This is a genomic window from Rhodococcus sp. AH-ZY2 (assembly GCF_030916465.1).
In the GTDB taxonomy this organism is placed as follows: domain Bacteria; phylum Actinomycetota; class Actinomycetes; order Mycobacteriales; family Mycobacteriaceae; genus Rhodococcus; species Rhodococcus ruber.
Genome location: NZ_CP126458.1, coordinates 4705775 through 4727359 on the forward strand (window position 1 = coordinate 4705775; position 21585 = coordinate 4727359).

At 70.0% G+C, this 21585-nt stretch carries 19 protein-coding genes; 17 read left to right on the forward strand and 2 right to left on the reverse strand.

The window, feature by feature from the left end; genetic code table 11:
* The first annotated feature begins 31 nt into the window (after positions 1 to 31).
* Positions 32 to 2350 carry an FHA domain-containing protein gene (locus tag QNA09_RS22665; protein ID WP_017680176.1) on the forward strand — a complete coding sequence of 773 codons (2319 nt, stop codon included), beginning with the start codon at positions 32 to 34 and terminating at the stop codon, positions 2348 to 2350.
* 16 nt (positions 2351 to 2366) lie between these two features.
* Here the strand turns inward: QNA09_RS22665 and QNA09_RS22670 are convergent, their stop codons facing one another.
* Positions 2367 to 2945, reverse strand: coding sequence for a hypothetical protein (locus tag QNA09_RS22670; protein WP_048771301.1), 579 nt, complete (start codon positions 2943 to 2945; stop codon positions 2367 to 2369).
* 91 nt (positions 2946 to 3036) lie between these two features.
* On the opposite strand from QNA09_RS22670, the gene QNA09_RS22675 reads away from it, so the two are divergent.
* The gene (locus QNA09_RS22675) at positions 3037 to 4083 is read left to right on the forward strand and encodes a GlxA family transcriptional regulator (protein WP_119700187.1); all 1047 of its coding nucleotides are present in this window, start codon (positions 3037 to 3039) and stop codon (positions 4081 to 4083) included.
* Positions 4084 to 4090: 7 nt separating this feature from the next.
* Here QNA09_RS22675 and QNA09_RS22680 read toward each other — a convergent pair whose 3' ends face one another.
* Positions 4091 to 6460 carry an FdhF/YdeP family oxidoreductase gene (locus QNA09_RS22680; RefSeq protein ID WP_119700349.1) on the reverse strand — a complete coding sequence of 790 codons (2370 nt, stop codon included), beginning with the start codon at positions 6458 to 6460 and terminating at the stop codon, positions 4091 to 4093.
* A 166-nt stretch (positions 6461 to 6626) separates the two neighbouring features.
* Between QNA09_RS22680 and QNA09_RS22685 the strand changes: the two genes are divergently transcribed.
* The 15 genes from QNA09_RS22685 to QNA09_RS22750 all read left to right on the forward strand — a co-directional run bounded on the left by QNA09_RS22685 (position 6627) and on the right by QNA09_RS22750 (position 21577).
* The gene (locus QNA09_RS22685) at positions 6627 to 8201 is read left to right on the forward strand and encodes an FMN-binding glutamate synthase family protein (protein WP_010594192.1); all 1575 of its coding nucleotides are present in this window, start codon (positions 6627 to 6629) and stop codon (positions 8199 to 8201) included.
* A 101-nt stretch (positions 8202 to 8302) separates the two neighbouring features.
* Positions 8303 to 8464, forward strand: coding sequence for a hypothetical protein (locus tag QNA09_RS22690; RefSeq protein ID WP_155621881.1), 162 nt, complete (start codon positions 8303 to 8305; stop codon positions 8462 to 8464).
* A 10-nt stretch (positions 8465 to 8474) separates the two neighbouring features.
* A complete protein-coding gene (locus tag QNA09_RS29200; RefSeq protein WP_312026504.1) occupies positions 8475 to 8567 on the forward strand; it encodes an Ms4533A family Cys-rich leader peptide in 93 nt (30 codons plus the stop codon).
* Between the two features lie 210 nt (positions 8568 to 8777).
* Positions 8778 to 9809: a sulfate ABC transporter substrate-binding protein gene (locus QNA09_RS22695; RefSeq protein ID WP_119700189.1), complete on the forward strand. Its 1032-nt coding sequence runs from the start codon at positions 8778 to 8780 to the stop codon at positions 9807 to 9809.
* A gap of 16 nt (positions 9810 to 9825) precedes the next feature.
* Positions 9826 to 10698: a sulfate ABC transporter permease subunit CysT gene (gene cysT / locus QNA09_RS22700; RefSeq protein ID WP_029540016.1), complete on the forward strand. Its 873-nt coding sequence runs from the start codon at positions 9826 to 9828 to the stop codon at positions 10696 to 10698.
* Entirely contained in the window at positions 10695 to 11501 is an 807-nt protein-coding gene (gene cysW / locus QNA09_RS22705) for a sulfate ABC transporter permease subunit CysW (RefSeq protein ID WP_010594194.1), read from the forward strand. The genes cysT and cysW overlap by 4 nt, the downstream gene beginning before the upstream one ends.
* On the forward strand, positions 11498 to 12511 hold the full coding sequence (locus QNA09_RS22710) for a sulfate/molybdate ABC transporter ATP-binding protein (RefSeq protein WP_119700190.1): 1014 nt from the start codon (positions 11498 to 11500) through the stop codon (positions 12509 to 12511). The genes cysW and QNA09_RS22710 overlap by 4 nt, the downstream gene beginning before the upstream one ends.
* A 279-nt stretch (positions 12512 to 12790) precedes the next feature.
* Entirely contained in the window at positions 12791 to 13762 is a 972-nt protein-coding gene (locus tag QNA09_RS22715) for an amino acid ABC transporter permease (protein ID WP_119700191.1), read from the forward strand.
* Entirely contained in the window at positions 13759 to 14541 is a 783-nt protein-coding gene (locus QNA09_RS22720; protein ID WP_059174738.1) for an amino acid ABC transporter ATP-binding protein, read from the forward strand. The genes QNA09_RS22715 and QNA09_RS22720 overlap by 4 nt, the downstream gene beginning before the upstream one ends.
* Before the next feature lie 17 nt (positions 14542 to 14558).
* Positions 14559 to 15533 carry an ABC transporter substrate-binding protein gene (locus tag QNA09_RS22725; RefSeq protein ID WP_119700192.1) on the forward strand — a complete coding sequence of 325 codons (975 nt, stop codon included), beginning with the start codon at positions 14559 to 14561 and terminating at the stop codon, positions 15531 to 15533.
* A 28-nt stretch (positions 15534 to 15561) separates the two neighbouring features.
* Complete coding sequence (locus tag QNA09_RS22730) at positions 15562 to 16692, forward strand: FAD-dependent oxidoreductase (protein WP_119700193.1); 1131 nt, start codon at positions 15562 to 15564, stop codon at positions 16690 to 16692.
* Positions 16689 to 17192: a GNAT family N-acetyltransferase gene (locus QNA09_RS22735; protein ID WP_119700194.1), complete on the forward strand. Its 504-nt coding sequence runs from the start codon at positions 16689 to 16691 to the stop codon at positions 17190 to 17192. Before QNA09_RS22730 ends, QNA09_RS22735 begins: the two co-directional genes overlap by 4 nt.
* Positions 17193 to 17543: 351 nt before the next feature.
* Entirely contained in the window at positions 17544 to 18788 is a 1245-nt protein-coding gene (locus QNA09_RS22740; RefSeq protein ID WP_119700195.1) for an LLM class flavin-dependent oxidoreductase, read from the forward strand.
* The gene (locus QNA09_RS22745) at positions 18785 to 20143 is read left to right on the forward strand and encodes an NtaA/DmoA family FMN-dependent monooxygenase (protein WP_010594203.1); all 1359 of its coding nucleotides are present in this window, start codon (positions 18785 to 18787) and stop codon (positions 20141 to 20143) included. Before QNA09_RS22740 ends, QNA09_RS22745 begins: the two co-directional genes overlap by 4 nt.
* 12 nt (positions 20144 to 20155) lie before the next feature.
* Complete coding sequence (locus tag QNA09_RS22750) at positions 20156 to 21577, forward strand: MFS transporter (RefSeq protein ID WP_244213196.1); 1422 nt, start codon at positions 20156 to 20158, stop codon at positions 21575 to 21577.
* The last annotated feature ends 8 nt before the right edge of the window (positions 21578 to 21585 follow it).

The following is a 21585-nucleotide window of genomic DNA, read 5'->3' on the forward strand; positions in this document are numbered from 1 at the left end:
GAGCGGACACGGCTGACGGAAGGCCGAGACGATGGACGACGTGGACACCCGGCACGCGCAGGTTCTGCTCGAATGGGACAGCGGCCGCGCCGGCTACGACCCCGGAACGACGGTGCACATCGGCCGCGACCGATCGATGGATGTCACCCTCGAACACCCGGTGGTCTCCCGCGAACACGCGCTCCTGCAGTGGGAGGACGGCTGGTATCTCGTCGACTCCGGCAGCAAGAACGGGCTCTTCGTCGACGGCCGCCGGGTGGAGCGGATCCGGGTGACCGGCACGGTCGTCGCCCGCCTCGGCGACCGCGCCGAGGGACCGGACCTCCGGATCTCCGTCGCCGAACCCGAGGCGACCCGCGAACGCCGCGGGGGTCTGCTCGACCAGCTGACCGCGGTCCGGGCCGGCGAGACCCGCGGGGCGCGGCGCCGGACCCGCCGCGCGCCCCGCACCGGCGACGTGTCGATCGGCCGCGCCGCCGACAACACCGTCGTCGTCGACGACGTCCTGGCCTCCCGCCAGCACGCGGCCCTGCGCACCGGGCCGACCGGCCTCGAGATCGAGGACCTCGGCAGCGTCAACGGCACGTTCGTCGCGGGCACCCGCATCGATCACGCCGTCCTCGCCGAGGGCGACGTCGTGACGATCGGCAACACCGACCTCGTCGTCCGCGACGGCACCCTCGTCCCGCGGGAGAAGACGGCGGCGGCCACGACCGACGGGCTGCGCGTGCGCGCCGTCGGACTGACCATCGACGGGAGCCGGCGACTGCTGCACGACGTCACCCTGGCCGCGCCGCCCGGCACGCTCACCGCCGTCATCGGCCCCTCCGGTGCCGGCAAGTCCACCGTGGCCAAGATCGTCTCGGGCACCGGCAGTCCCACCGACGGGGTCGTGGAGTTCGACGGCCACAGCGTGCACGCCGAATATCAGGCGCTGCGCTCCCGGATCGGCCTCGTCCCCCAGGACGACGTGCTCCACCGGCAGCTCACCGTCCGCGAGGCCCTCGGTTACGCCGCCGAACTGCGGCTGCCGCCGGACACCACCCGCGCCGACCGCGAGGAGGTGATCGCCCGGGTGCTCGGCGAACTGCAGCTCACCGAACACGCCGGCACCCGGGTCGACCGCCTCTCCGGGGGGCAGCGCAAGCGCGCGTCGGTCGCCCTCGAACTGCTCACCGGGCCGTCGCTGCTGATCCTCGACGAACCCACCTCCGGCCTCGATCCGGCACTCGACCGGCAGATCATGACCACGCTGCGCCGCCTCGCCGACTCCGGCCGGGTCGTCCTCGTCATCACCCACTCCCTGTCCTACCTCGAACTGTGTGATCAGGTGCTGCTGCTCGCTCCCGGCGGCAAGACCGCCTATGTGGGGCCGCCCGGCGAGGTGGGCACCGCGCTCGGCAGCTCCGACTGGGCGGAGATCTTCGCGCGCGTCGCCGCCGAACCCGACGCGGTGCACGCCGAGCACCTCGCCCGCAGTGCGACCGTCGACCATCCACCCGCCGCGGCCCCCGGCCCGCTGGGCCGACCCGCCCACACCTCCCGTCGCAGACAGCTGAGCACCGTCGCGCGGCGGCAGATCCGGTTGATCCGCGCGGACCGCGGCTACCTGATCTTCCTGTCGCTGCTGCCGTTCATCCTCGGCGGGCTGTCGATCCTGGTGCCCGGCAGCGACGGATTCGGCCCGCCGAGCCCGGGGGCGGATCCGGGCGAGCTGGCGTTCATCCTCATCCTGCTGATCCTCGGGGCCTGCTTCATGGGCTCGTCGCTCACCGTCCGGGATCTCGTCGGCGAACGGATGATCTACCACCGCGAACGCGCCGCCGGGCTCGCACCGTCGGCGTACCTGATCGCGAAGATCGTGGTGTTCTGCGCCGCCGCGATCGTGCAGTCGTTCGTGCTGGTCCTCGTCGTCCTGGTCGGCAAGGGCGCCCCCGGTGCCGGCAGCGTGATTCCTTCCGGCAGCGTCGAACTCGTCGTCGACATCGCCCTGACCACGTGTGCCTGCGTGGTGGTCGGCCTGGCCCTGTCGGCCGTCGCCCGGTCCGGTGAACAGGTGATGCCGCTGCTCGTCGTGACGGTCATGGTGCAGCTCGTGCTCAGCGGTGGCCTGATCCCCATCACCGGGCGCGCCGTGCTCGCCCAGCTGTCGTGGCTGTCGCCGTCGCGGTGGGGCTACGCCGCGACCGCCTCGACCGTCGACCTGCGTGCCAAGGATCCGACCGCCGAGGCCGACGTGCTGTGGCAGCACGCCCCGTCGTGGTGGCTGCTCTCGGCCGGGATGCTGCTCCTCCTCGGTATCGTCTACGCCACGTTCACCTACACCCGGTTGCGGCTGCGCGCCCGGTGAGCGCGATGCCGATGTCTCACACGACGACGAGCGCGACGGCGACCGCGATGTCGAGGACGGCGCAGAACTCGGCGAAGGAACGGTCCACGGTGACCCGGAGCCGATGGTGGACGAGATCCCACACGCCGTGCAGGAACCATCCGGCCGCGACGAGGTAGCGGGCGACGTCCGGATCGACGGCGAGCGCGACCAGGCCGAGCACCCCGAAGGCGACCATGCCGGCCACCTGGACGAGGAAACGGCGGTCGCGCAGCCGGCCGCGCACCGCGCCCACGACGATCACGACCGCCGCCGCGGCGCCGATCAGCACCGTCGACGGCACGACGTCCAGCGCCCGCAGCACGAACCACGCCGTGTAGGAGGCCGGGAACACCACCCATACCGCCCGCGGCCGACCCAGCACGGACGTGACGAGATACAGGAACGGCAGCAGCATCATCATCTCGGTGAGGATCTCGACGCTCGCCTCGGCGGGCGTGCCGATCAGGGCGAACGCCAGAGCCGCGACCGTCGGCCAGCGCTGCGCCAGGAAGGCCGGACCGGCCGGGCGGCGCGATGCGGGGCGGGCCGTGCTCACGGCCGTCGTGGTGTCCATGAGGTCTCCCGGGGGCAGTGGTGGGCGGATGCCTCCACGATCGGCCCCCGGATCCGGCCGGAGGAGATCCCGAGGTCGGACGTGTCCGGAAATGTGGGATCCCTGTCCGTCGGACACGCCGCGTCCGGCCCCGGCCGCGGCTACCGTCGACGGTGTGGACGAACGACGCGTGGTGGTCGTCGGCTACGACCGGGCGGAGCTGCTCGACATCGCCTGCGTGACGACGACGTTCGCGGCGGCGAACCGATTCGGCGCCGCCCCGGCGTACCGGGTGGAGCTGGCCACCCCCGGCGGGGCCGCGATCACCTGCGACACCGGGCTGGTGCTGGCCGGACAGCGACGGCTCGAACGGCTCGTCGGAGCACTCGACACCCTCGTCGTCTCCGGCGGCTTCGGGCACGTCGACGTGGCCGACGACGCCCGGTTCGTCGGCCACGTGCGCCGCCTCGCGCGGGACAGCCGCCGGGTGGCGTCCGTGTGCACGGGCGCCTCCGTCCTCGCGGCCGCCGGTCTGCTCGACGGCCGGCGCGCCACCACCCACTGGGCGTTCGCCGCTCGGCTCGCCGCGCGGTACCCGCAGGTGCAGGTGGATCCGCTGCCGATCTTCGTGCGCGACGGCCACGTCGCGACCGCCGCCGGGGTGACCAGCGCCCTGGACCTCACCCTCGCGTTCGTCGAGGAGGACCACGGCCCCGACCTCGCCCGCCACGTCTCCCGCGCCCTGGTCACCTACCTGCAGCGACCGGGCAACCAGGCGCAGATGAGCCTGTTCACCACGGTGCCCGAGCCGGAGGACCGCGGGATGCGGCGCCTCGTCGACCACATCACCACCCACCTCGGCGGCGATCTGTCGGCTACCGCGCTCGCCGCGCGGGCCGGGATGAGCGAACGGCACCTCACCCGGATGTTCCTGCACCACCTGCACGACACCCCCGCCCGCTACGTCCGCCGGGTCCGGCTCGAGGCCGCCGCCGTCCTGCTCACCACCACGTCGCTGCCGGTCACGGCGATCGCGGCGCGCTGCGGGTTCGGCACCACCGAGACGCTGCGGCAGGCGTTCACCCGGCGCTACGGGGCGTCACCGGCGGCGTTCCGCGCCGGTCACTCCCACGCCGCCGCCCGGCACACCGGGGGCTGAACGGGTCTCAGGACAGGTACTCGGGGTCCGGGCAGGTCTTGTGCGACCAGTCCGAACCGAGGGTGCCCTGGTGCGAGTCCTCCGGGCACTCGTCGCTGCGTTCGCCCACGCGGGCCAGGGACACCACGACGGACTTGGAGGTAGGGCAATTGCTCTGGCGGGCAGTCGAATCCAGCGGCACCAATCCGTTGGTCTCGGGATAGTAGGCGGCAGCCGATCCGCGCGGAGTGTCGTACTCGACGATCCGGAACGACCGCGCGCACCGGACCCGCTCGTCGCCGTCCCACCGCGTGAACAGGTCGACCAGATCACCGTCGTCGAAGCCGAGGGCGGCGATGTCGTCGCGGTGCAGGAAGATCACCCGCCGCCCGCCCTCGACGCCGCGGTACCGGTCGCTCAGCCCGTAGATGGTGGTGTTGAACTGGTCGTGGCTCCGCAGGGTCTGCAGGATCACGTGCCCCTCGGGCACGTGCAGCACGTCGATCGGGGAGACCGCGAATTCGGCCCGCCCGGAATCGGTGTGGAAGGTACGCGAATCGCGGGGCGGGTGCGGCAGGACGAACCCGCCCGGGCGACGGACGTTGACGTCGTAGCTCTCACAACCCGGGACGACGCGGGAGATCAGGCCGCGGACGACGCCGTAGTCGTCGCGCATCGCCTTCCAGTCGAGGCCGTACCGGTCCCCGAGCGTGGCCTCGGCGATCCGCGAGACGATCTCGACCTCGGACTTCAGGTGCGGGCTCGCGGGCTCGAGCGGCCCGCGCGACGCGTGCACCGAGCACGTCGAGTCCTCGACCGTCACGAACTGCGGGCCCGACGCCTGCACGTCCTGCTCGGTGCGCCCCTTGGTCGGCAGGATCAGCGCCGTCTCGCCGCACACGAGATGCGAGCGGTTGATCTTGGTGGAGACCTGCACGGTCATCCGGGCCCGCCGCATCGCGGCCGCGGTGACGTGGGTGTCGGGCGCGGCCTGCACGAAGTTGCCCCCGAGACCCATGAAGAAGCGGGCCCGGCCGTCGCGCAGCGCCCGGATCGAGTCGACGGTGTCGAAGCCGTTCTCGCGCGGCGGATCGAAGCCGAACTCCCGTTGCAACGCATCGAGAAAGTGGGCCGGGGGCCGCTCCCAGATTCCCATGGTGCGGTCGCCCTGCACGTTGGAATGCCCGCGCACGGGGAACAGACCCGCGCCGCGCTTACCGATATTGCCCTGTGCCAGAGCCAGATTGGTGACCTCCTTGATGGTGGCGACCGCGTTGCGGTGCTGGGTCAGGCCCATCGCCCAGCAGAACACCGTCGCCCGCGAGTCACGCAGCAGCCTCGCGGCCTCGGTGATCTGCTCCCGCGACAGCCCCGTGGCGGTGGTGACGACGTCCCAGTCGACGTCGGCGACGTGGCGGCGCCACTGCTCGAAACCGCGGGTGTGCCGCTCGATGAACTCGTGGTCGAGCGCGTCCCACTCCACGAGCAGCGACCCGAACGCCTGCAGCAGCGCCAGATCCCCGTTCAGCGCGATCGGCAGGTGCAGGTCCGACAGGTCGGTGCCCCGGCCGACGACCCCGCGCGGGGTCTGCGGATTGCGGAAGTTGACCAGGCCCGCCTCCCGCAGCGGATTGATCGACAGGATAGTGGCGCCGTTGCGTTTGGCCTTCTCGAGCGCGGTGAGCATGCGTGGATGGTTCGTCCCCGGATTCTGGCCCTGCAGGACGATGAGCTCCGCGTGGTAGACGTCGTCGAGCGTGACGCTCGCCTTGCCGATGCCGATCGACTCCTGCAACGCGATGCTGGTGGACTCGTGGCACATGTTGGAACAGTCGGGCAGGTTGTTCGTGCCGAACGCCCGGGCGAAGAGCTGGTAGGCGAACGCCACCTCGTTCGAAGCCCGCCCCGAGGTGTAGAAGATCGCCTCGTCGGGGCTGTCGAGCGCGTTCAGCTCCGCGCCGATCAGGGCGAACGCCTCGTCCCAGTCGATCGGTTCGTAGTGGGTGCCGCCGGGCCGCTTGATCATCGGATGCGTGATGCGGCCCTGCCGGCCGAGCCAATGCTCGCTGTGCGCATCCAGCTCGGCGAGGCTGTGGGCGGCGAAGAACCCGGGGGTGGCGCGGCGCCGGGTCGCCTCCTCCGCCACCGCCTTCGCACCGTTCTCGCAGAACTCGGCGACCGACCGATGTCCCGGGTCCGGATCGGGCCACGCACAGCTCATGCAGTCGAAGCCCTCGGCCTGGTTCAACCGCAGCAGTGTCTGCGCCGTCCGGATCGGTCCCATCCGTTCGAGGGACCGCTTCATCGACACCGCCACCGCGGTCGGGCCCGCGGCATGATCCTCGGCGTCGTCGACCTCGAGGTCGCGCTCGTCGTAGTCCCGATCGTGTCTGCGCATCGCCGGCCCCTCGTCGTCCACACCGTGTCCGCGGTCGTCCACACCGTGTCCGCGCGCCCGGCTCCCCGCGCACGCGTGTCGATGCTCTGCCTACCCGCGCGCCGCGCCCGCGAAACCGGATTCACGAAGGTCGGCGGGCCTCGCGGCCGCGTCGTACGGTGGCCTCATGAAGTGGTCGAAAGCCCTCGGACTCCCCGCCGCGGCGATGGCCGCGGTCGCGTCGTACGACCTGCTGCAGCGGCGGCACGCCATCCTGCGCAACTTTCCCGTCGTCGGGCACGGCCGCTACCTGCTCGAAGCCGTCGGTCCCGAGTTGCGGCAGTACATCACCACCGGAAACGACGAGGAGCGTCCCTTCACGCGCGATCAGCGCCGCTGGGTGTACACCTCCTCGAAGCTCGTGAACAACACCTTCGGTTTCGGCACCGACAACGACGTCGAATACACCGACGGCTACACGATCATCAAGCACCGCACGTTCTCCGAGACCCCGCCGTCGGCGGCGCCGCACGCCGGGGAGAAGCTGCCGATCCCGTCGGCGAAGGTCCTCGGCGGACCGCGTGGGCGGGCGAAGGCGTTCCGGCCGCAGTCGATCGTCAACGTCTCGGCGATGAGCTTCGGGTCGTTGAGCGGGGCCGCCGTCTCGGCGCTCAACTGCGGCGCCGCCGACAGCGGTTGCCTGCACAACACCGGCGAGGGCGGGCTGTCGCGCTACCACCGCAACGGGGCAGACCTGATCTTCCAGATCGGCACCGCGTACTTCGGTTGCCGCGACGAGGAGGGCCGGTTCGACCTGGCCCGGCTGAAGGCCGTCGTCGAGTCGGCGCCGGTGCGGGCGATCGAGATCAAACTGAGCCAGGGCGCCAAGCCCGGCCTCGGCGGCCTGCTGCCCGGGGCCAAGGTGACGCCCGAGATCGCCGAGATCCGCGGCATCCCGGAGGGCCGCGACTGTGTCAGCCCGTCGCGGCACACCACGTTCCACGACGTCGACAGCATGCTCGACTGGATCGAACTGCTCGCCCACGAGACCGGGCTGCCGGTCGGCATCAAGTCGGCGGTCGGCGACATGGCCTTCTGGCAGCACCTCGTCGACGCGATGTGCAACTCCGACCGTGGCGTCGACTTCGTGACGATCGACGGCGGCGAGGGCGGCACGGGTGCGGCGCCGCTCGTGTTCACCGACGCGGTCTCGCTGCCCTTCCGCAGTGGCTTCGCCCGGGTCTACAAGCTGTTCGCGGAGGCCGGTCTCAGCGACGACGTGACGTTCATCGGCGCCGGCAAGCTCGGACTGCCCGACAACGCGGTGGTGGCGATGGCCCTGGGCTGCGACATGATCAACGTCGCGCGGGAGCCGATGCTCGCGATCGGCTGCATCCAGGCCCAGAAGTGCCACACCGATCGGTGCCCGACCGGCGTCGCCACCCAGAACCCGTGGCTCGAGCGGGGCCTCGACGTCGAGCTGAAGGCGGTGCGCGCCGCCAACTACCTCCGGGCGCTGCGCCGGGACATGTTCAAGCTGGCCGAGGCCTGTGGCGTCGCGCATCCCGGTCTGATCACCCCGACCGACGTCGAGGTGGCCGACGGCAACCGGCGCGCGATCACCCTCGCGGAGATGTACGGCTACCAGCCCGGCTGGGGTCTGCCCGGTGCGGCGGACCGCGAGGAGATCACGCGGCTGATGCTCGGGGTCGCCGCGGCCGAGGGCGGCGAGGGCTCGCCGGGCGCGCGAACGACGCCCTGACACCGGCACTGTCCAGAATCCGGACAGTTCGGGACGCCGACCCCACGTCACGCTGGAGCACGACCACTCGCGACACCACCGAACCCGCCGGGAGGCAGATCGTGATCGACAAGATGTACGCCGCGGTGCTTACCGTCGGCGGTGTCGTGTTCGCCGGCTGCCTCCTCCTCGGCGAGGCCGTGGACGCGATGGGCGGCGCGGGCGTCATCGGACTGCGCGCGCTTCCGGACGACACCGTCGAACAGGCCGAGCGCTTCTGCTAGAGTCTGCCGCGTGTCCGCTACCGCCGTGCCTCGCGTCCGCCATGAACTGGCGCTGATCGCTGTCGGCGTGCGCGCGGTCGCCGACGTCGACTGTCGTCGCTGACTCCCGTCACCAACCCTTGCGGCATCGTTGCCGCCCCCGGTTGCCGAGGAGTCGCGTCGCCCCGTCCGGCGTGACATTCGTCGGCCCGACTCGTTCGGGTCCACGTCTCCACCACCTTCGTCCGTCCTGCGGAGCGTCTCCTCGAACCGGTGTGCCCGGGTCCTCCCCCGGTCTCGCACAGAGACACTCCTGCAGGAAAGGCATCACCTCATGAAGAGACGTTCGGGTCTGTTCGTCACCGCCCTCGTCGCCCTCGGCGCGACCGTGCTGACCGCGTGCTCCGGCGGATCCAGCGACACCGTGGGCGGAGGTGAGAGCAGCGGCGACGGCTCCGGCGGCACGATCAACCTGTACGCGTACGCCGTGCCGAAGCCTGGATTCGACAAGCTGATCCCCGCCTTCCAGGCCACCGAGGAGGGTGCGGACGTCGAGTTCCAGCAGTCCTACGGCGCCTCCGGCGATCAGTCCCGGAAGGTCAAGGACGGCGCCGAGGCGGACTTCGTCAACTTCTCCGTCGAGCCGGACATCACGCGTCTCGTCGACGCCGGGCTCGTCGAGGCCGATTGGAACTCCGGTCCGTACAACGGAATTCCCTTCGGATCGGTGGTGACGATCGTGGTGCGCGAGGGCAACCCCAAGAACATCACCGACTGGGACGACCTGCTGCAGCCCGGCCTCGAGGTCGTCACGCCCAACCCGTTCAGTTCCGGCTCGGCCAAGTGGAACCTGCTCGCCCCCTACGCGGCGAAGAGCGACGGCGGCGCGAACCCGCAGGCGGGTCTGGACTACGTCACCACACTCGTGAACGAGCACGTCAAGATCCAGCCCAAGTCCGGTCGCGAGGCCACCGAGGCGTTCCTGCAGGGCTCCGGCGACGTGCTGCTCAGCTACGAGAACGAGGCGCTGTTCATCGAGCGCAACGGCGACCCGGTCGAGCACGTCACCCCGCCCACCACCTTCAAGATCGAGAATCCGGCTGCAGTGCTCACGAATTCGAAGAACGCCGAGAAGGCACGGGCGTTCGCGGACTTCCTCTACACCCCGCAGGCGCAGCGTCTGTGGGCGGAGGCGGGCTTCCGGCCCGTCGACCCCGCGGTGGCGGAGGAGTTCGCGGCCGACTTCCCGCAGCCGGCGAAGCTGTGGACGATCGCGGACCTGGGCGGCTGGAAGGCTGTCGACGAGCAGTTGTTCAAGGCCGAGACCGGCTCGATCGCCGTGATCTACGACAACGCCACGAAGTAGAGCCCGGACAGTGAGTATCACCGACAGCGCCACCGGGGTGGGACCGAGGCCGGCTCCCGCCCCGGCGGCGCGCCGCCGCACTCCGCTGCGCGCAGCGACCGGCACGGTCGGACCGCTCGGCATCGGAGTGTCCGTGCTGTGGCTGTCCGTCATCGTTCTGTTGCCGCTCGCGGCGCTGACCGCGGAGGCGTTCGCCGACGGTCCGAGTGGCTTCTGGAACGCCGTCACCGCCCCGGCCGCGCTGGCGACGCTGCGGATCACCGTGGTCGTCTCCGCGATCGTCGCGGTCGTCAACGTGGTCATGGGCACCCTCATCGCGTGGGTACTGGTGCGCGACGAGTTCCCGGGCAAGAAGTTCGTCAATGCCCTGATCGACCTGCCCTTCGCGCTGCCCACCATCGTGGCGAGCATCGTGCTGCTGGCGCTGTACGGGCCGGAGAGCCCGATCGGTATCCATCTCAACGCCTCCCAGCCGGGGCTCGTCGTCGCGCTGGCATTCGTGACGCTGCCGTTCGTGGTGCGTTCGGTGCAGCCGGTGCTCCTCGAGGCGGACCGGGAGGTGGAAGAGGCCGCGGCGTCCCTCGGCGCGAACAACCTGACCGTCTTCCGGTCCGTGGTACTGCCCGCGCTGACCCCGGCTGTCGTCAGCGGTGCCGGGCTCGCGTTCGCCCGTGCCCTCGGCGAATACGGATCGATCGTGCTCATCGGCGGCAACATCCCGTACGAGACCCAGGTGGCGTCGCAGTACATCCAGCAGCAGATCGAGATCGACCGCCCGATGAACGCTGCCGCGGTGTCCGTGGCACTGCTGCTCATCGCCTTCGTCGTGCTGTTCGTGCTGCGCCTGGCAGCGGGACGCAGCCTGCGCCGGGAGGAGGAGGACCGATGAAGGTCTCCCCGTGGACGCGAATCTCGCTGCGGACGATCGCACTCGGCTACCTGTTGGTCCTGTTGCTCGTTCCGATCGGGGTGATCCTCTACCGCACATTCGAGAACGGCGTGGGTGCGTTCCTCCAGTCGATCAGCACGCCCGCGGCGATCTCGGCGTTGAACCTGTCGCTGCTGATCGTCGCCATCGTGGTGCCCGTCAACGTCGTGTTCGGTGTCGTCGTCGCACTTGCGCTCGTGCGCGGCCGGTTCCGCGGCCGCGGGCTGCTGCAAGCCGTGGTGGACCTGCCGTTCGCCGTCTCACCGATCGTTGTCGGTGTCGCCCTGATCATGCTGTGGGGTGCCGGCGGGTGGTTCGGAGGTGTCGAATCCCTCGGATTCAAGGTGATATTCGGGCTACCGGGCATGGTGATCGCCACGATCTTCGTCACCTTGCCGTTCGTCGTGCGCGAGGTCGAACCGGTGCTTCACGAGATCGGCCAGGAACAGGAGCAGGCCGCCGCGACACTCGGCGCGAACGGCTGGCAGACGTTCCGGCGCATCACCCTCCCCTCGATCCGGTGGGGCCTGACGTACGGCGTGGTCCTCACCGTCGCCCGCGCGCTCGGCGAGTTCGGGGCTGTCATCATGGTCTCGTCCGGCTTCCCCGGCGTGTCCCAGACCCTGACGTTGCTGGTGCACTCCCGCTACATCGACGACCACAACACCTTCGGCGCCTACTGCGCCGCGACCCTGCTCATGGCCATCGCCGTGATCGTGCTGCTGCTGATGACCCTGCTCGACCGCAAGAGGAGTACCAGATGATCACCGTCACGGGCGCACGAAAGAACTACGGCGACTTCGCGGCCCTCGACGACGTCGACATCGAGATCCCGTCCGGGTCGCTCACCGCGCTGCTCGGACCCTCGGGCTCCGGTAAGTCGACGCTGCTGCGGTCCATCGCCGGACTGGAAACCCTCGACGACGGCATCGTGCGCATCGGCGGCGACGACGTGACCGGCGTGACCCCGCAGAAGCGGGACATCGGTTTCGTCTTCCAGCACTACGCGGCGTTCAAGCACATGACCGTCCGCGAGAACGTCGCGTTCGGACTGAAGATCCGCAAGCGGCCCAAGACCGAAATCAGCCGCCGCGTCGACGAACTGCTCGGCATCGTCGGGCTCGACGGGTTCCAGCAACGCTATCCGGCACAGCTGTCCGGCGGCCAGCGCCAGCGCATGGCCCTGGCCCGCGCCCTCGCCGTCGATCCCAAGGTGCTGCTGCTCGACGAACCGTTCGGCGCGCTCGACGCCAAGGTGCGCGCCGACCTGCGCACGTGGCTGCGCCGCTTGCACGACGAGGTGCACGTGACCACCGTGCTGGTCACCCATGATCAGGAGGAGGCGCTCGACGTCGCCGACCGGATCGCCGTGATGAACCGGGGCCGCATCGAGCAGGTCGGAACCCCGCGGGACCTGTACGACCGGCCCGCGAACGACTTCGTGATGTCGTTCCTGGGCAATGTCTCCAGGCTCAACGGAAAGCTGGTGCGGCCGCACGACATCCGTCTCGGTCGCGAACCCGATCTCGCCCGCGCCCAGGACGCGGGCACCGCCGGGTCCGTGGGTGTCACCCGCGCGACGGTGGAGCGGGTCGTGCACCTCGGGTTCGAGGTCCGCGTCGAGCTGCGCAACGCCGCGACCGGTGAGGACTTCACCGCGCAGGTCACCCGCGGCGACGCACGCGCTCTCGGTCTCGCGCCCGGCGAGACCGTCTATGCGCGCGCGACCGAGGAACCGGCGCTGCCGGAGACGACGCGGGTGCCGATCGGCTAGCCCCACGCCCGCGCACCGCTGCTGCACACGACCGAATGTCACACGGGTTCGAGTAGATCGAACCCGTGTGACATTCGGCCATTCAGAGGTGCAGTATCCCCGCGGACTTCTCGGGTCCGGAGCCGGGTTCGAATCAACCGGATCGGAATCCGTGACGAGCAGGACCCCGCCGGGCGAGAGTGGTGTCCACGCGCCCCGCCCTCCCGGTGTGCACGCCGATCACTCACCCGAGATCCGTGAAAGGTACTACCCGATGAACGCTTTCCCCGGTGGGTCGGCGTGAGCGCGCCGACCGGGATCCGTCCTGCGCCGGCGAGCACCGCGGAGCCCGACGACGCAGGGTTGATCGTCGCCCCCGCCCGCCACCCGCTGCGCTGGCTGGTCGCCGCCCTCGCCCTCGTCCTGGTGGCGCAGTTCGTGCACGGCCTGGCTACCAACCCGGGCTGGGACTGGGCGACGTTCGCTCGGTACTTCACCGCACAGTCCGTGCTCTCGGCCCTGGTGGTGACCATCGAACTCACCGTGTGGGGAACGGTTCTCGGATTCGGGCTCGGCGTGCTGCTCGCCGTCGGCAGGCTGTCGAGGAATCCCGTCCTGCAGGTGATCTCCTGGGTGTACATCTGGGCATTCCGATCCATCCCGCTCATCGTGCAACTGCTGTTCTGGTTCAATATCGCGTACCTGTACCGAACGCTGTCGCTGGGTGTCCCGTTCGGACCGTCGTTCTTCGAGTTCGAGGTCACCGGCGTGATCTCCGGCTTCACCGCCGCGGTGATCGGCCTGGCCCTGCATCAGGCCGCCTACTCGGCGGAGATCATCCGCGCCGGCGTCATCTCCGTGGACCACGGCCAGATCGAAGCGTCGCAGGCCCTGGGCATCCCTCGTCGCCGGCAGTTCTTCAAGATTATTCTGCCGCAGGCCATGCGATCGATTCTGCCCAACGCCGCCAACGAGGTCATCAGCCTGTTCAAGGGCACCTCGATCGTCTCCACGATGGCGATCGCCGAGCTGTTCTACCAGGTGCAGGTCGTCTTCGGCCGCAACGGCCGGGTCGTGCCCCTGCTCATGGTGGCCACCGTCTGGTACATCGTGCTCACCACCGCATTGTCGATCGTCCAGTACTACGTGGAGCGGCACTACGCGCGCGGCTCGTCCCGCGCCCTCCCGCTCACCCCCTGGCAGAAGACCGTCGGCAAGTTCCGCGAGATCCGTGACTCGGGTATCGCCGCACCCCGCGGAGCCACCCGATGACCACGCCGGTCGACCCCACCACGTATGCCGTCGACGTCCGGGGCGTGCACAAGTCGTTCGGATCCCTCGAGGTCCTGAGGGGTGTGGACCTGAAAGTCCGCAAGGGCGAGGTCACGGTGATCCTCGGCCCCTCCGGCTCCGGCAAGTCCACCCTGCTGCGCACCCTCAACCACCTCGAGAAGGTCGACCGCGGCACGGTCCGTATCGACGGCGAACTCGTCGGCTACCGCCGCCGGGGCAACAAGCTGCACGAGTTGCGCGAGAAGGACATCCTCCGTCAACGGTCACGCATCGGATTCGTGTTCCAGAACTTCAACCTCTTCCCGCACCTGACCGTGCTCGAGAACGTGGTCGAGGCGCCGATCTCCGCGCAGCGCCGCGACCGCACCGAGGTCGAGACGCTCGCCCGGGAACTGCTCGACCGGGTCGGCGTCGGCGACAAGATCCACGACTACCCCAAACAGCTGTCCGGTGGGCAGCAGCAGCGCGTCGCCATCGCCCGCGCACTCGCGCTGCGCCCGGCCGTGATCCTGTTCGACGAGCCGACCTCCGCCCTCGACCCCGAACTGGTCGGCGAGGTGCTCGAGGTGATCCGCGACCTGGCCCGCGACGGCGCGACCCTCGTGATCGTCACCCACGAGATCGGCTTCGCGCGTGAGGTTGCCGACACCGTCGTGTTCATGGACGGCGGCGTCGTCGTCGAACAGGGGCCGCCCGCGCAGGTTCTCGACCGGCCCACCCAGGAACGCACCCGCGCCTTCCTGTCCAAAGTCCTCTGAAGTCCTCCCGAAAGGCAATGATGTCCGCGTTCACCCGACGCACGAGGCTGGTCGCCTCGGCCCTGACCGCCGTCGCCCTGCTGTCGGTCGCCGCCTGCAGCTCCGGCAGCGGCACCGACGAGCCCGACGCGGCCACCTCTTCCGGCTACAACCTCACCGCCGACCAGAACCGCATCACCACCGACTCCGTACCCGAAATCGCCGCCAAGGTCCCGCAGCCCATCCGCGACCGCGGCACCCTCATCGTCACAGGGTCCGCCGGCACCGCACCCCCGCTGCGGTTCTATGCCGACGACGACAAGACCATCATCGGGTCCGAGACCGACTTCGCACATCTCCTCGGCGACGTTCTCGACCTCGACGTCGAGCTCACCGCCGCGGACTGGGCACAGAACTTCGTGCGCGTCGACTCCGGTGAAGCGGACGTGTTCATCTCCAATGTCACCGTCACGGAGGAACGCAAGGAGAAGTACGACTTCTCCACCTACCGTCTCGACAACCTCGCCTTCGAGGTGAAGAAGGACAGCGGGATCGAGGTGAAGGATCCGAAGGATGTCGCGGGTCTGAAAGTCGGCGTGAGCTCCGGCACCAACCAGGAGGCGCTCCTCGTCGAGTGGAACGAGCAGAACGTCGCCGCGGGCCTCGAGCCCACCGAAATCCTCTACTTCCAGAACGCCACCGACTACTACCTCGCGCTCGGCTCCGGCCGCATCGACGCCTACTTCGGGCCCAATCCGTCCGCGTCGTTCCACGTCATCCAGGCCGGGGAGACCGAGATCGCCGGCACGTTCTCCGGCGCGGGTGCGGACCTGCAGGGCGAGATCGCGGTCCTGACCAAGAAGGACAACGGCCTGATCGAGGCGATCAACGCGGCACTCAACCACGTCATCGAGAACGGCACCTACCAGCAGGTGCTCGACCGATGGGGTATCGCGAACGAGGCTGTCGCGACCTCGGTGATCAATCCTCCGGGCCTGCCGAAGAAGCAGTAGCCGGACGACAGCCAGGGGAGGGACAGCAATGAGTCAGGTGGAGCTCCGGGCCGACATCGTGATCGTCGGGGGCGGCGTCATCGGGTCGGCGGCGGCGTGGCGCCTGGCCGCCCGCGGGAAGGTGGTGATCCTGCTCGAACAGTTCGAGCCGGGTCACCGTCGCGGCGCCTCGCACGGCAGTTCCCGCATCTACCGGCAAGCCTACGACGGCGAGTTCTACACGGCCCTCGCCGGCCGTGCCCTGCCGCTCTGGCGGCACCTGCAGGACACCACGGGCACGGAGGTACTGACCCTCACCGGCGCGGTCGACCACGGACTGCCCGCCGTCGTCGAGGCACGTGCCCGGTCGCTGGCCGCCCTCGGCGTCCGGCACGAGGTCCTCGAGCCGCGTGCCGCGGAACGTCGTTGGCCCGGAATACGGTTCGACACAACCGTCGTGCATCATCCCGAGGCGGGACGGCTGCACGCCGACCGCGCGGTCGCCGCGTTCCAGGATGCCGCGGCGCAGGCCGGGGCCGACGTGCGGCACGGGACCGTGGTCGAAAGCCTGCACAGTCACGGAAACGGCGTCGACGTGGTCACCCCGGACGCGGTGGTGCGCGCCCGGCACGTCGTCGTCGCAGCCGGCGCGTGGTCGCACCGGTTGCTCACCCGGGCTTCGGATCCGGCGCCCCTCCTCCCGGCGATGCGCACCACGCAGGAGCAGCCCGCACACTTCGTTCCCGTCACAGGGCCCGACTGGCCGAGCTTCGTGCATCACCCCGGCGCGTTGCTCACGACAGCCGGCATCTACGGGCTCGGCTCCGAGGACGGCATCAAGATCGGCGAGCACGGCACCGGACCCGAAGTGACGCCCGAGACAAGAACCTTCCGGGCCGACCCCGCCGGCGTCGCGCGGCTCGCCGCCTACGCTGCCCGGTGGCTGCCCGGCGTCGACCCGGGCAGCGCCGTGGCCGACACCTGCCTGTACACCAGCACACCCGACAGCAATTTCGTCGTGGACCGCATCGGCGCCGTCGTCGTAGCCGCAGGCTTCTCCGGGCACGGCTTCAAGTTCGCCCCCGCGATCGGCGAGCTGATCGCAGGTCTCGTCGAGGGCACGACCGTCGCACCGGAGCCGTTCCGGTTCGGCACCCGCGAGGCGGTGACCGCGCGATGACCACCGCCCGCCACATCCAGGTCTGCACCGTGCGGCAGGACGACCCGCTGGCCGCCCCGCTGCTCGCCGAACTCGCCGTCGAATACAGCACCCGCTACGAACGTCCGCTCGACGAGCAGATCCATACCCTCACCACCCACCCGGCCGACGAGTTCGCCGGACCCGACGGCACGTTGCTGGTGCTCGTCGAGGACGGCGAACCTGTCGCCGGAGGCGCGTTCCGGCGCTACGACGCGACCACCGCTGAGCTCAAGCGCATTTGGACGTCGAAAAAGCACCGGCGGCGCGGACTCGGCAGACTCGTGCTGGAGGAACTCGAGGCCGAGGCGGCCCGGAGGGGGTACGCCCGCATCTACCTGACCACCGGGTGGCGTCAACCCGAGGCAGTCGCGCTGTACCTGGCCGCGGGATACACCGCCCTGTTCGATCCCGGCCGACCGGCCGAGGAGATCGGGCCGCACCCCTTCGAGAAGATGCTGATCCGGTTGCGGACGGGCTGAACCGCGCCGAGCGGCTCGAGGCAGTGCACGAATCGGACGTCCACAGCCGTCGCGACGGGTGTGGACGTCCGATTCTCGTGCGGTTGGCTGCGGCGCGGTCTCCTCCGCCGCAAGTCTTTTCGTTCACGGTGAGTGCAACGGTTCAGGAACCGGGGCCGTGCGTCCTATCCTCGGCGGGAACCATCAAGAGCGACCGAGAAACCCTGATCGGCCGCGGCTCGGTCCCCGGCCCGAAATCCTCCCACCAGACCCGGCAGCATCGCGAGCCCGCGGTGCTGCCGGTGCGCCCCGCGGCCGGACACCCGTGTGACGCCACCGATCCCCGCCGCACACCGACCAGGAGTCTCGCCGATGACCTCGACAACACCCGTCCACCTCGCCGTCGCTCTCGACGGCGCCGGCTGGCATCCCGCCGCCTGGCGTGAAGAGAATTCCCGTCCCGACGAATTGAGCTCGTCCGCATACTGGACCGATCTCGTCACCACGGCAGAGCGTGGACTGCTGGACTTCGTCACGATCGAGGATTCCCTTGCCGTACCGTCGAACCCGTACACGAGCGAGGACCCCGACGCGGTGGACCGGGTACGGGTCCGGCTCGATGCGCTCCTGATCGCCGCGCGGGTTGCACCGTCGACCCGGCACATCGGGCTGATCCCGACGATCACCACCACGCACACCGAACCGTTCCACGTGTCCAAGGCGCTGGCCGCCCTCGACTACACATCGCACGGTCGCGCCGGCTGGCAGGTCAAGGTGTCCTCCTCCGCGCAGGAGGCCGCACACTTCGGCCGGCGCGACATCCCCGGACTCGACAAGCGCGACCGGCAGGCGCTCGCCGAGAATCGCCTGCCCGAGTTCGTCCACGACCTGTTCGACGAGGCCGCCGACGCCGTCGAGGTCGTTCGGCGGCTGTGGGACAGCTGGGAGGACGACGCGGAGCTCCGCGACGTGAGGACGCGACGGTTCATCGACCGCGACAAGCTGCACTACATCGACTTCGAAGGCCGGTTCTTCCACGTTCGAGGGCCGTCGATCACGCCCCGACCGCCGCAGGGGCAGCCGGTGGTCGCACTGCTGGCCCACCGCGACCTTCCGTACGAACTGGCCTCGCGGCAGGCAGATCTGGTGTTCGTCACCCCGTCGGACACCCGCCGCGTGCGTGACCTCGTCGACGAGGTCACGGCGGCGGGGGTGCGGGTCGGGCGTGTCGGTGAACCGCTGCGGGTGTACGCGGACCTCGTGGTCTTCCTCGACACACCGCGCGAGAGCGGCGCCGAGCGGCTCCGGCGTCTCGACGCACTCGCGGGCAGCGCATTCGACTCGGATGCACTCGTGTTCACCGGATCGGCGACCGAACTCGCCGACCGGATCGGTGAGTGGCGTCGACAGGGTATCGACGGCTTCCGGCTCCGGCCCGGGGTGGCAGTCGACGACCTCGACGTCATCGTCGACGTGCTCGTCCCGATCCTGCAACAGCGCGAGTTGTTCCGCTCCGAGTACCCCGGCACGTCCCTGCGCGGACTTCTGGATCTGCCGACCGACATTCCCCACCGCTACGCCGTCACCACGGCCGGAACCGAAGGACACGACCGATGAGTACACGCAAGCAGGTCATCCTCGGGGCCTACCTCGGCGGTGTCAATCACCACACCGCATGGTGGGATCCCCGGGCGGGCAGCCAGATCGAGTTCTCGACCTTCGAGCACACCGCCCGTACCGCCGAGCGCGGCAAGTTCGACTTCTTCTTCCTCGCCGAGGGCCTCGTGCTGCGCGAGCGCGCGGGCCGGATCTTCGATCAGGACATCATCGGCCGGCCCGACACCTTCACGGTCCTCGCGTCGCTGGCCGCCGTCACGGACCACCTCGGCCTGGCCGCCACCATCAACGCGACCTTCAACGAGCCGTACGAGCTGGCTCGGCAGATCGCCTCTCTCGATCACCTCTCCGGCGGCCGGGCCGCGTGGAACGTGGTCACCTCCTTCGATGCCTTCACGGGGCGCAACTTCCGCCGCGGCGGCTTCCTGGATCGCTCCCACCGGTACGAGCGCGCGGAGGAGAACCTGACGCTCATCCGTCAACTCTGGAATTCGTGGCGTAGCGACGACATCGTCGCCGATAAGGCCGGCGGCCGGTTCCTGCGTCGACCCGACGCCGGCGCCTTCGAACACCACGGCAACCACTTCGACGTGCACGGCAGGTTCACGGTTCCGCGCAGCCTCCAGGGACGCCCGGTGATCCTCCAGGCCGGGGTGTCCCCGCAGGGCCGGGACTTCGCTGCCGCGAACGCCGACGCCATCTTCTCCCCGTACGGGAAGCTGCCCGAGGCCACGGAGTTCTACCGAGATGTCAAGGCCCGGGCGATCGCTGCCGGCCGCTCCGCCGACGACATCAAGATCCTGCCGTCGGCGAGCTTCGTGATCGGTGACACCGAGGCCGAGGCCGTCGAGAAGTACCACGAGATCCGTAACCAGCAGGTCACCGGGCAGACCGCCCTGATCCTGCTCGAGCAGATCTGGAATCGGGATCTGTCCGAATACGATCCGGAGGGCCCGCTGCCGGACATCGATCCCGACCCCGACGCCGAGCCGATCATCCAGGGACGGGCGTTCGTCCACCAGGACCGGTTCGAGACCGTCGCACGGCTCCGCGCGATCGCGGAGGAGAAGAAGCTGACGCTGCGAGAGGTCGTGATCGACCAGTTCGAGCGCGGACCCCTCGTCGGTACCGCGGCACGGATCGCCGAGCAGATCGACGCCTTCGTGCAGAACGACGGCTCGGACGGGTTCATCCTCGGTTCGCACCTCGTGCCTTGGGGGCTCGACGATTTCGTCGACGAGGTGGTGCCCCTGCTGCAGGACCGTGGTGTCCTCCGCGTCGAGTACACCGGAACCACGCTGCGGCACAACCTCGGGCTGCGGGTGCCGGCCGATCCGGTGGCGGTCGGCGGTTAACCCACCTCCCGCGTGACACTCACCGATCGGGCGCAGACGCCCCGGCAGACGACGTCAGTGGTGCCGGTCTGTGCGGCCGCCGGCTTCACCACCCTGCTCGATTCGTCGGTGCTGAACATCGGCCTTCCCGCCTTGCGGACCGGTCTCGACGCGGGCGTTTCGCAGGTGCAGTGGATCCTGGCCGCATACTCGCTGAGCTTCGGTCTTGCGCTGGTCCCGGCAGGCCGGCTCGGCGATGTGGCCGGCCGGCGGCGGCTGTTCCTCGCGGGCATGACCCTCTTCGCGGTCATGGGGGTGTGCGGAGCTGTCGCGTCCGACCCCTGGACGGTCGTCGCCGCACGGGCCGGTCAGGGGGTCGGGGCGGGCCTGATCAGCGCGCAGGTGCTCGGGATCCTGACCGAGAACTACACCGGCCCGGCGCGCGCCCTGGCCCTGGCCGCCTACAGCACGGCCGGAGGCCTCGCCGGGCTGTGCGGTCCACTCGTCGGTGGGCTGGTGCTCGGCGCTGCACCCGGGGACTACGGGTGGCGTGTTCTGCTGATTCTCAACGTGCCGTGCGCACTCGTCACACTCGTGCTCGCGGCCCGCCGCCTGCCCCCGGATCGGGGACGACCGTCGGCCCGCAGCGGGGTCGATGCCGGGGGCCTCGCGCTGCTCGCGGCGGCCACGACGCTGGTGATGGTGCCCGTGGTCTCCGAACCGGGTCCGGTGGGTGCGGTGTTCGCCGTCGGGGGAGCGGCGGTCTCACTCGCCACCTTCCTATGGTGGGAACGCCGTGTCGCCGTGCGCGGCGGCAAGCCCGTGCTGCTTCCCGAACTGACCGGATCCGGCGGATACATCCTCGGCACCTTGGTCGCACTGTTCTGGTTCGGTGCGGTGCTGTCCCTGAACACCGTCGTGAGCCTGTACCTCATCGAGGGGCGCGGCTATGCCGCGGTCCAGGCCGCCGCCGTGCTGTCCGCCGCCGCCGCGGCGATGGCCGTCGCCTCGGCCGTGGGGTGGCGGGTCGTCGCGCGATACGGCCGGGTGACGGTCGTCGTGGCGGTGGCGGCCGAGATCGCCGTCGTCGGTGGCTACGCCGCCGCTGTGCGGCACGACGCCACGATGCCGGTGTTCGTGGCGCTGGCCGCTCTGTCGGGCCTCTCGGGTGGATTCGTGGATGCACCCAACCGGGCGCTGACGCTCGAGTCGTCCCCGGCGGGCGGTCACGGTGTCGCGGCCGGGTTCCTGCAACTGTCACAGCGGTTGTCCGCGACGGTCGCCCTCGCCGCGGTGTCCGGCCTGTATCTGTCGGCGCTGGCGACGGACGGGGACGACTTCGCCGGTGCCGCGTCGGCCGGCCTCGCGGTGTGCGCCGCCATGCTCGCGGTGTCGCTGCTCTGTGCGCTCGCCGACCGGCGCCGTCGTGCCGGCGCCGGGTTTCGATCACGGTGAGCGAAAGG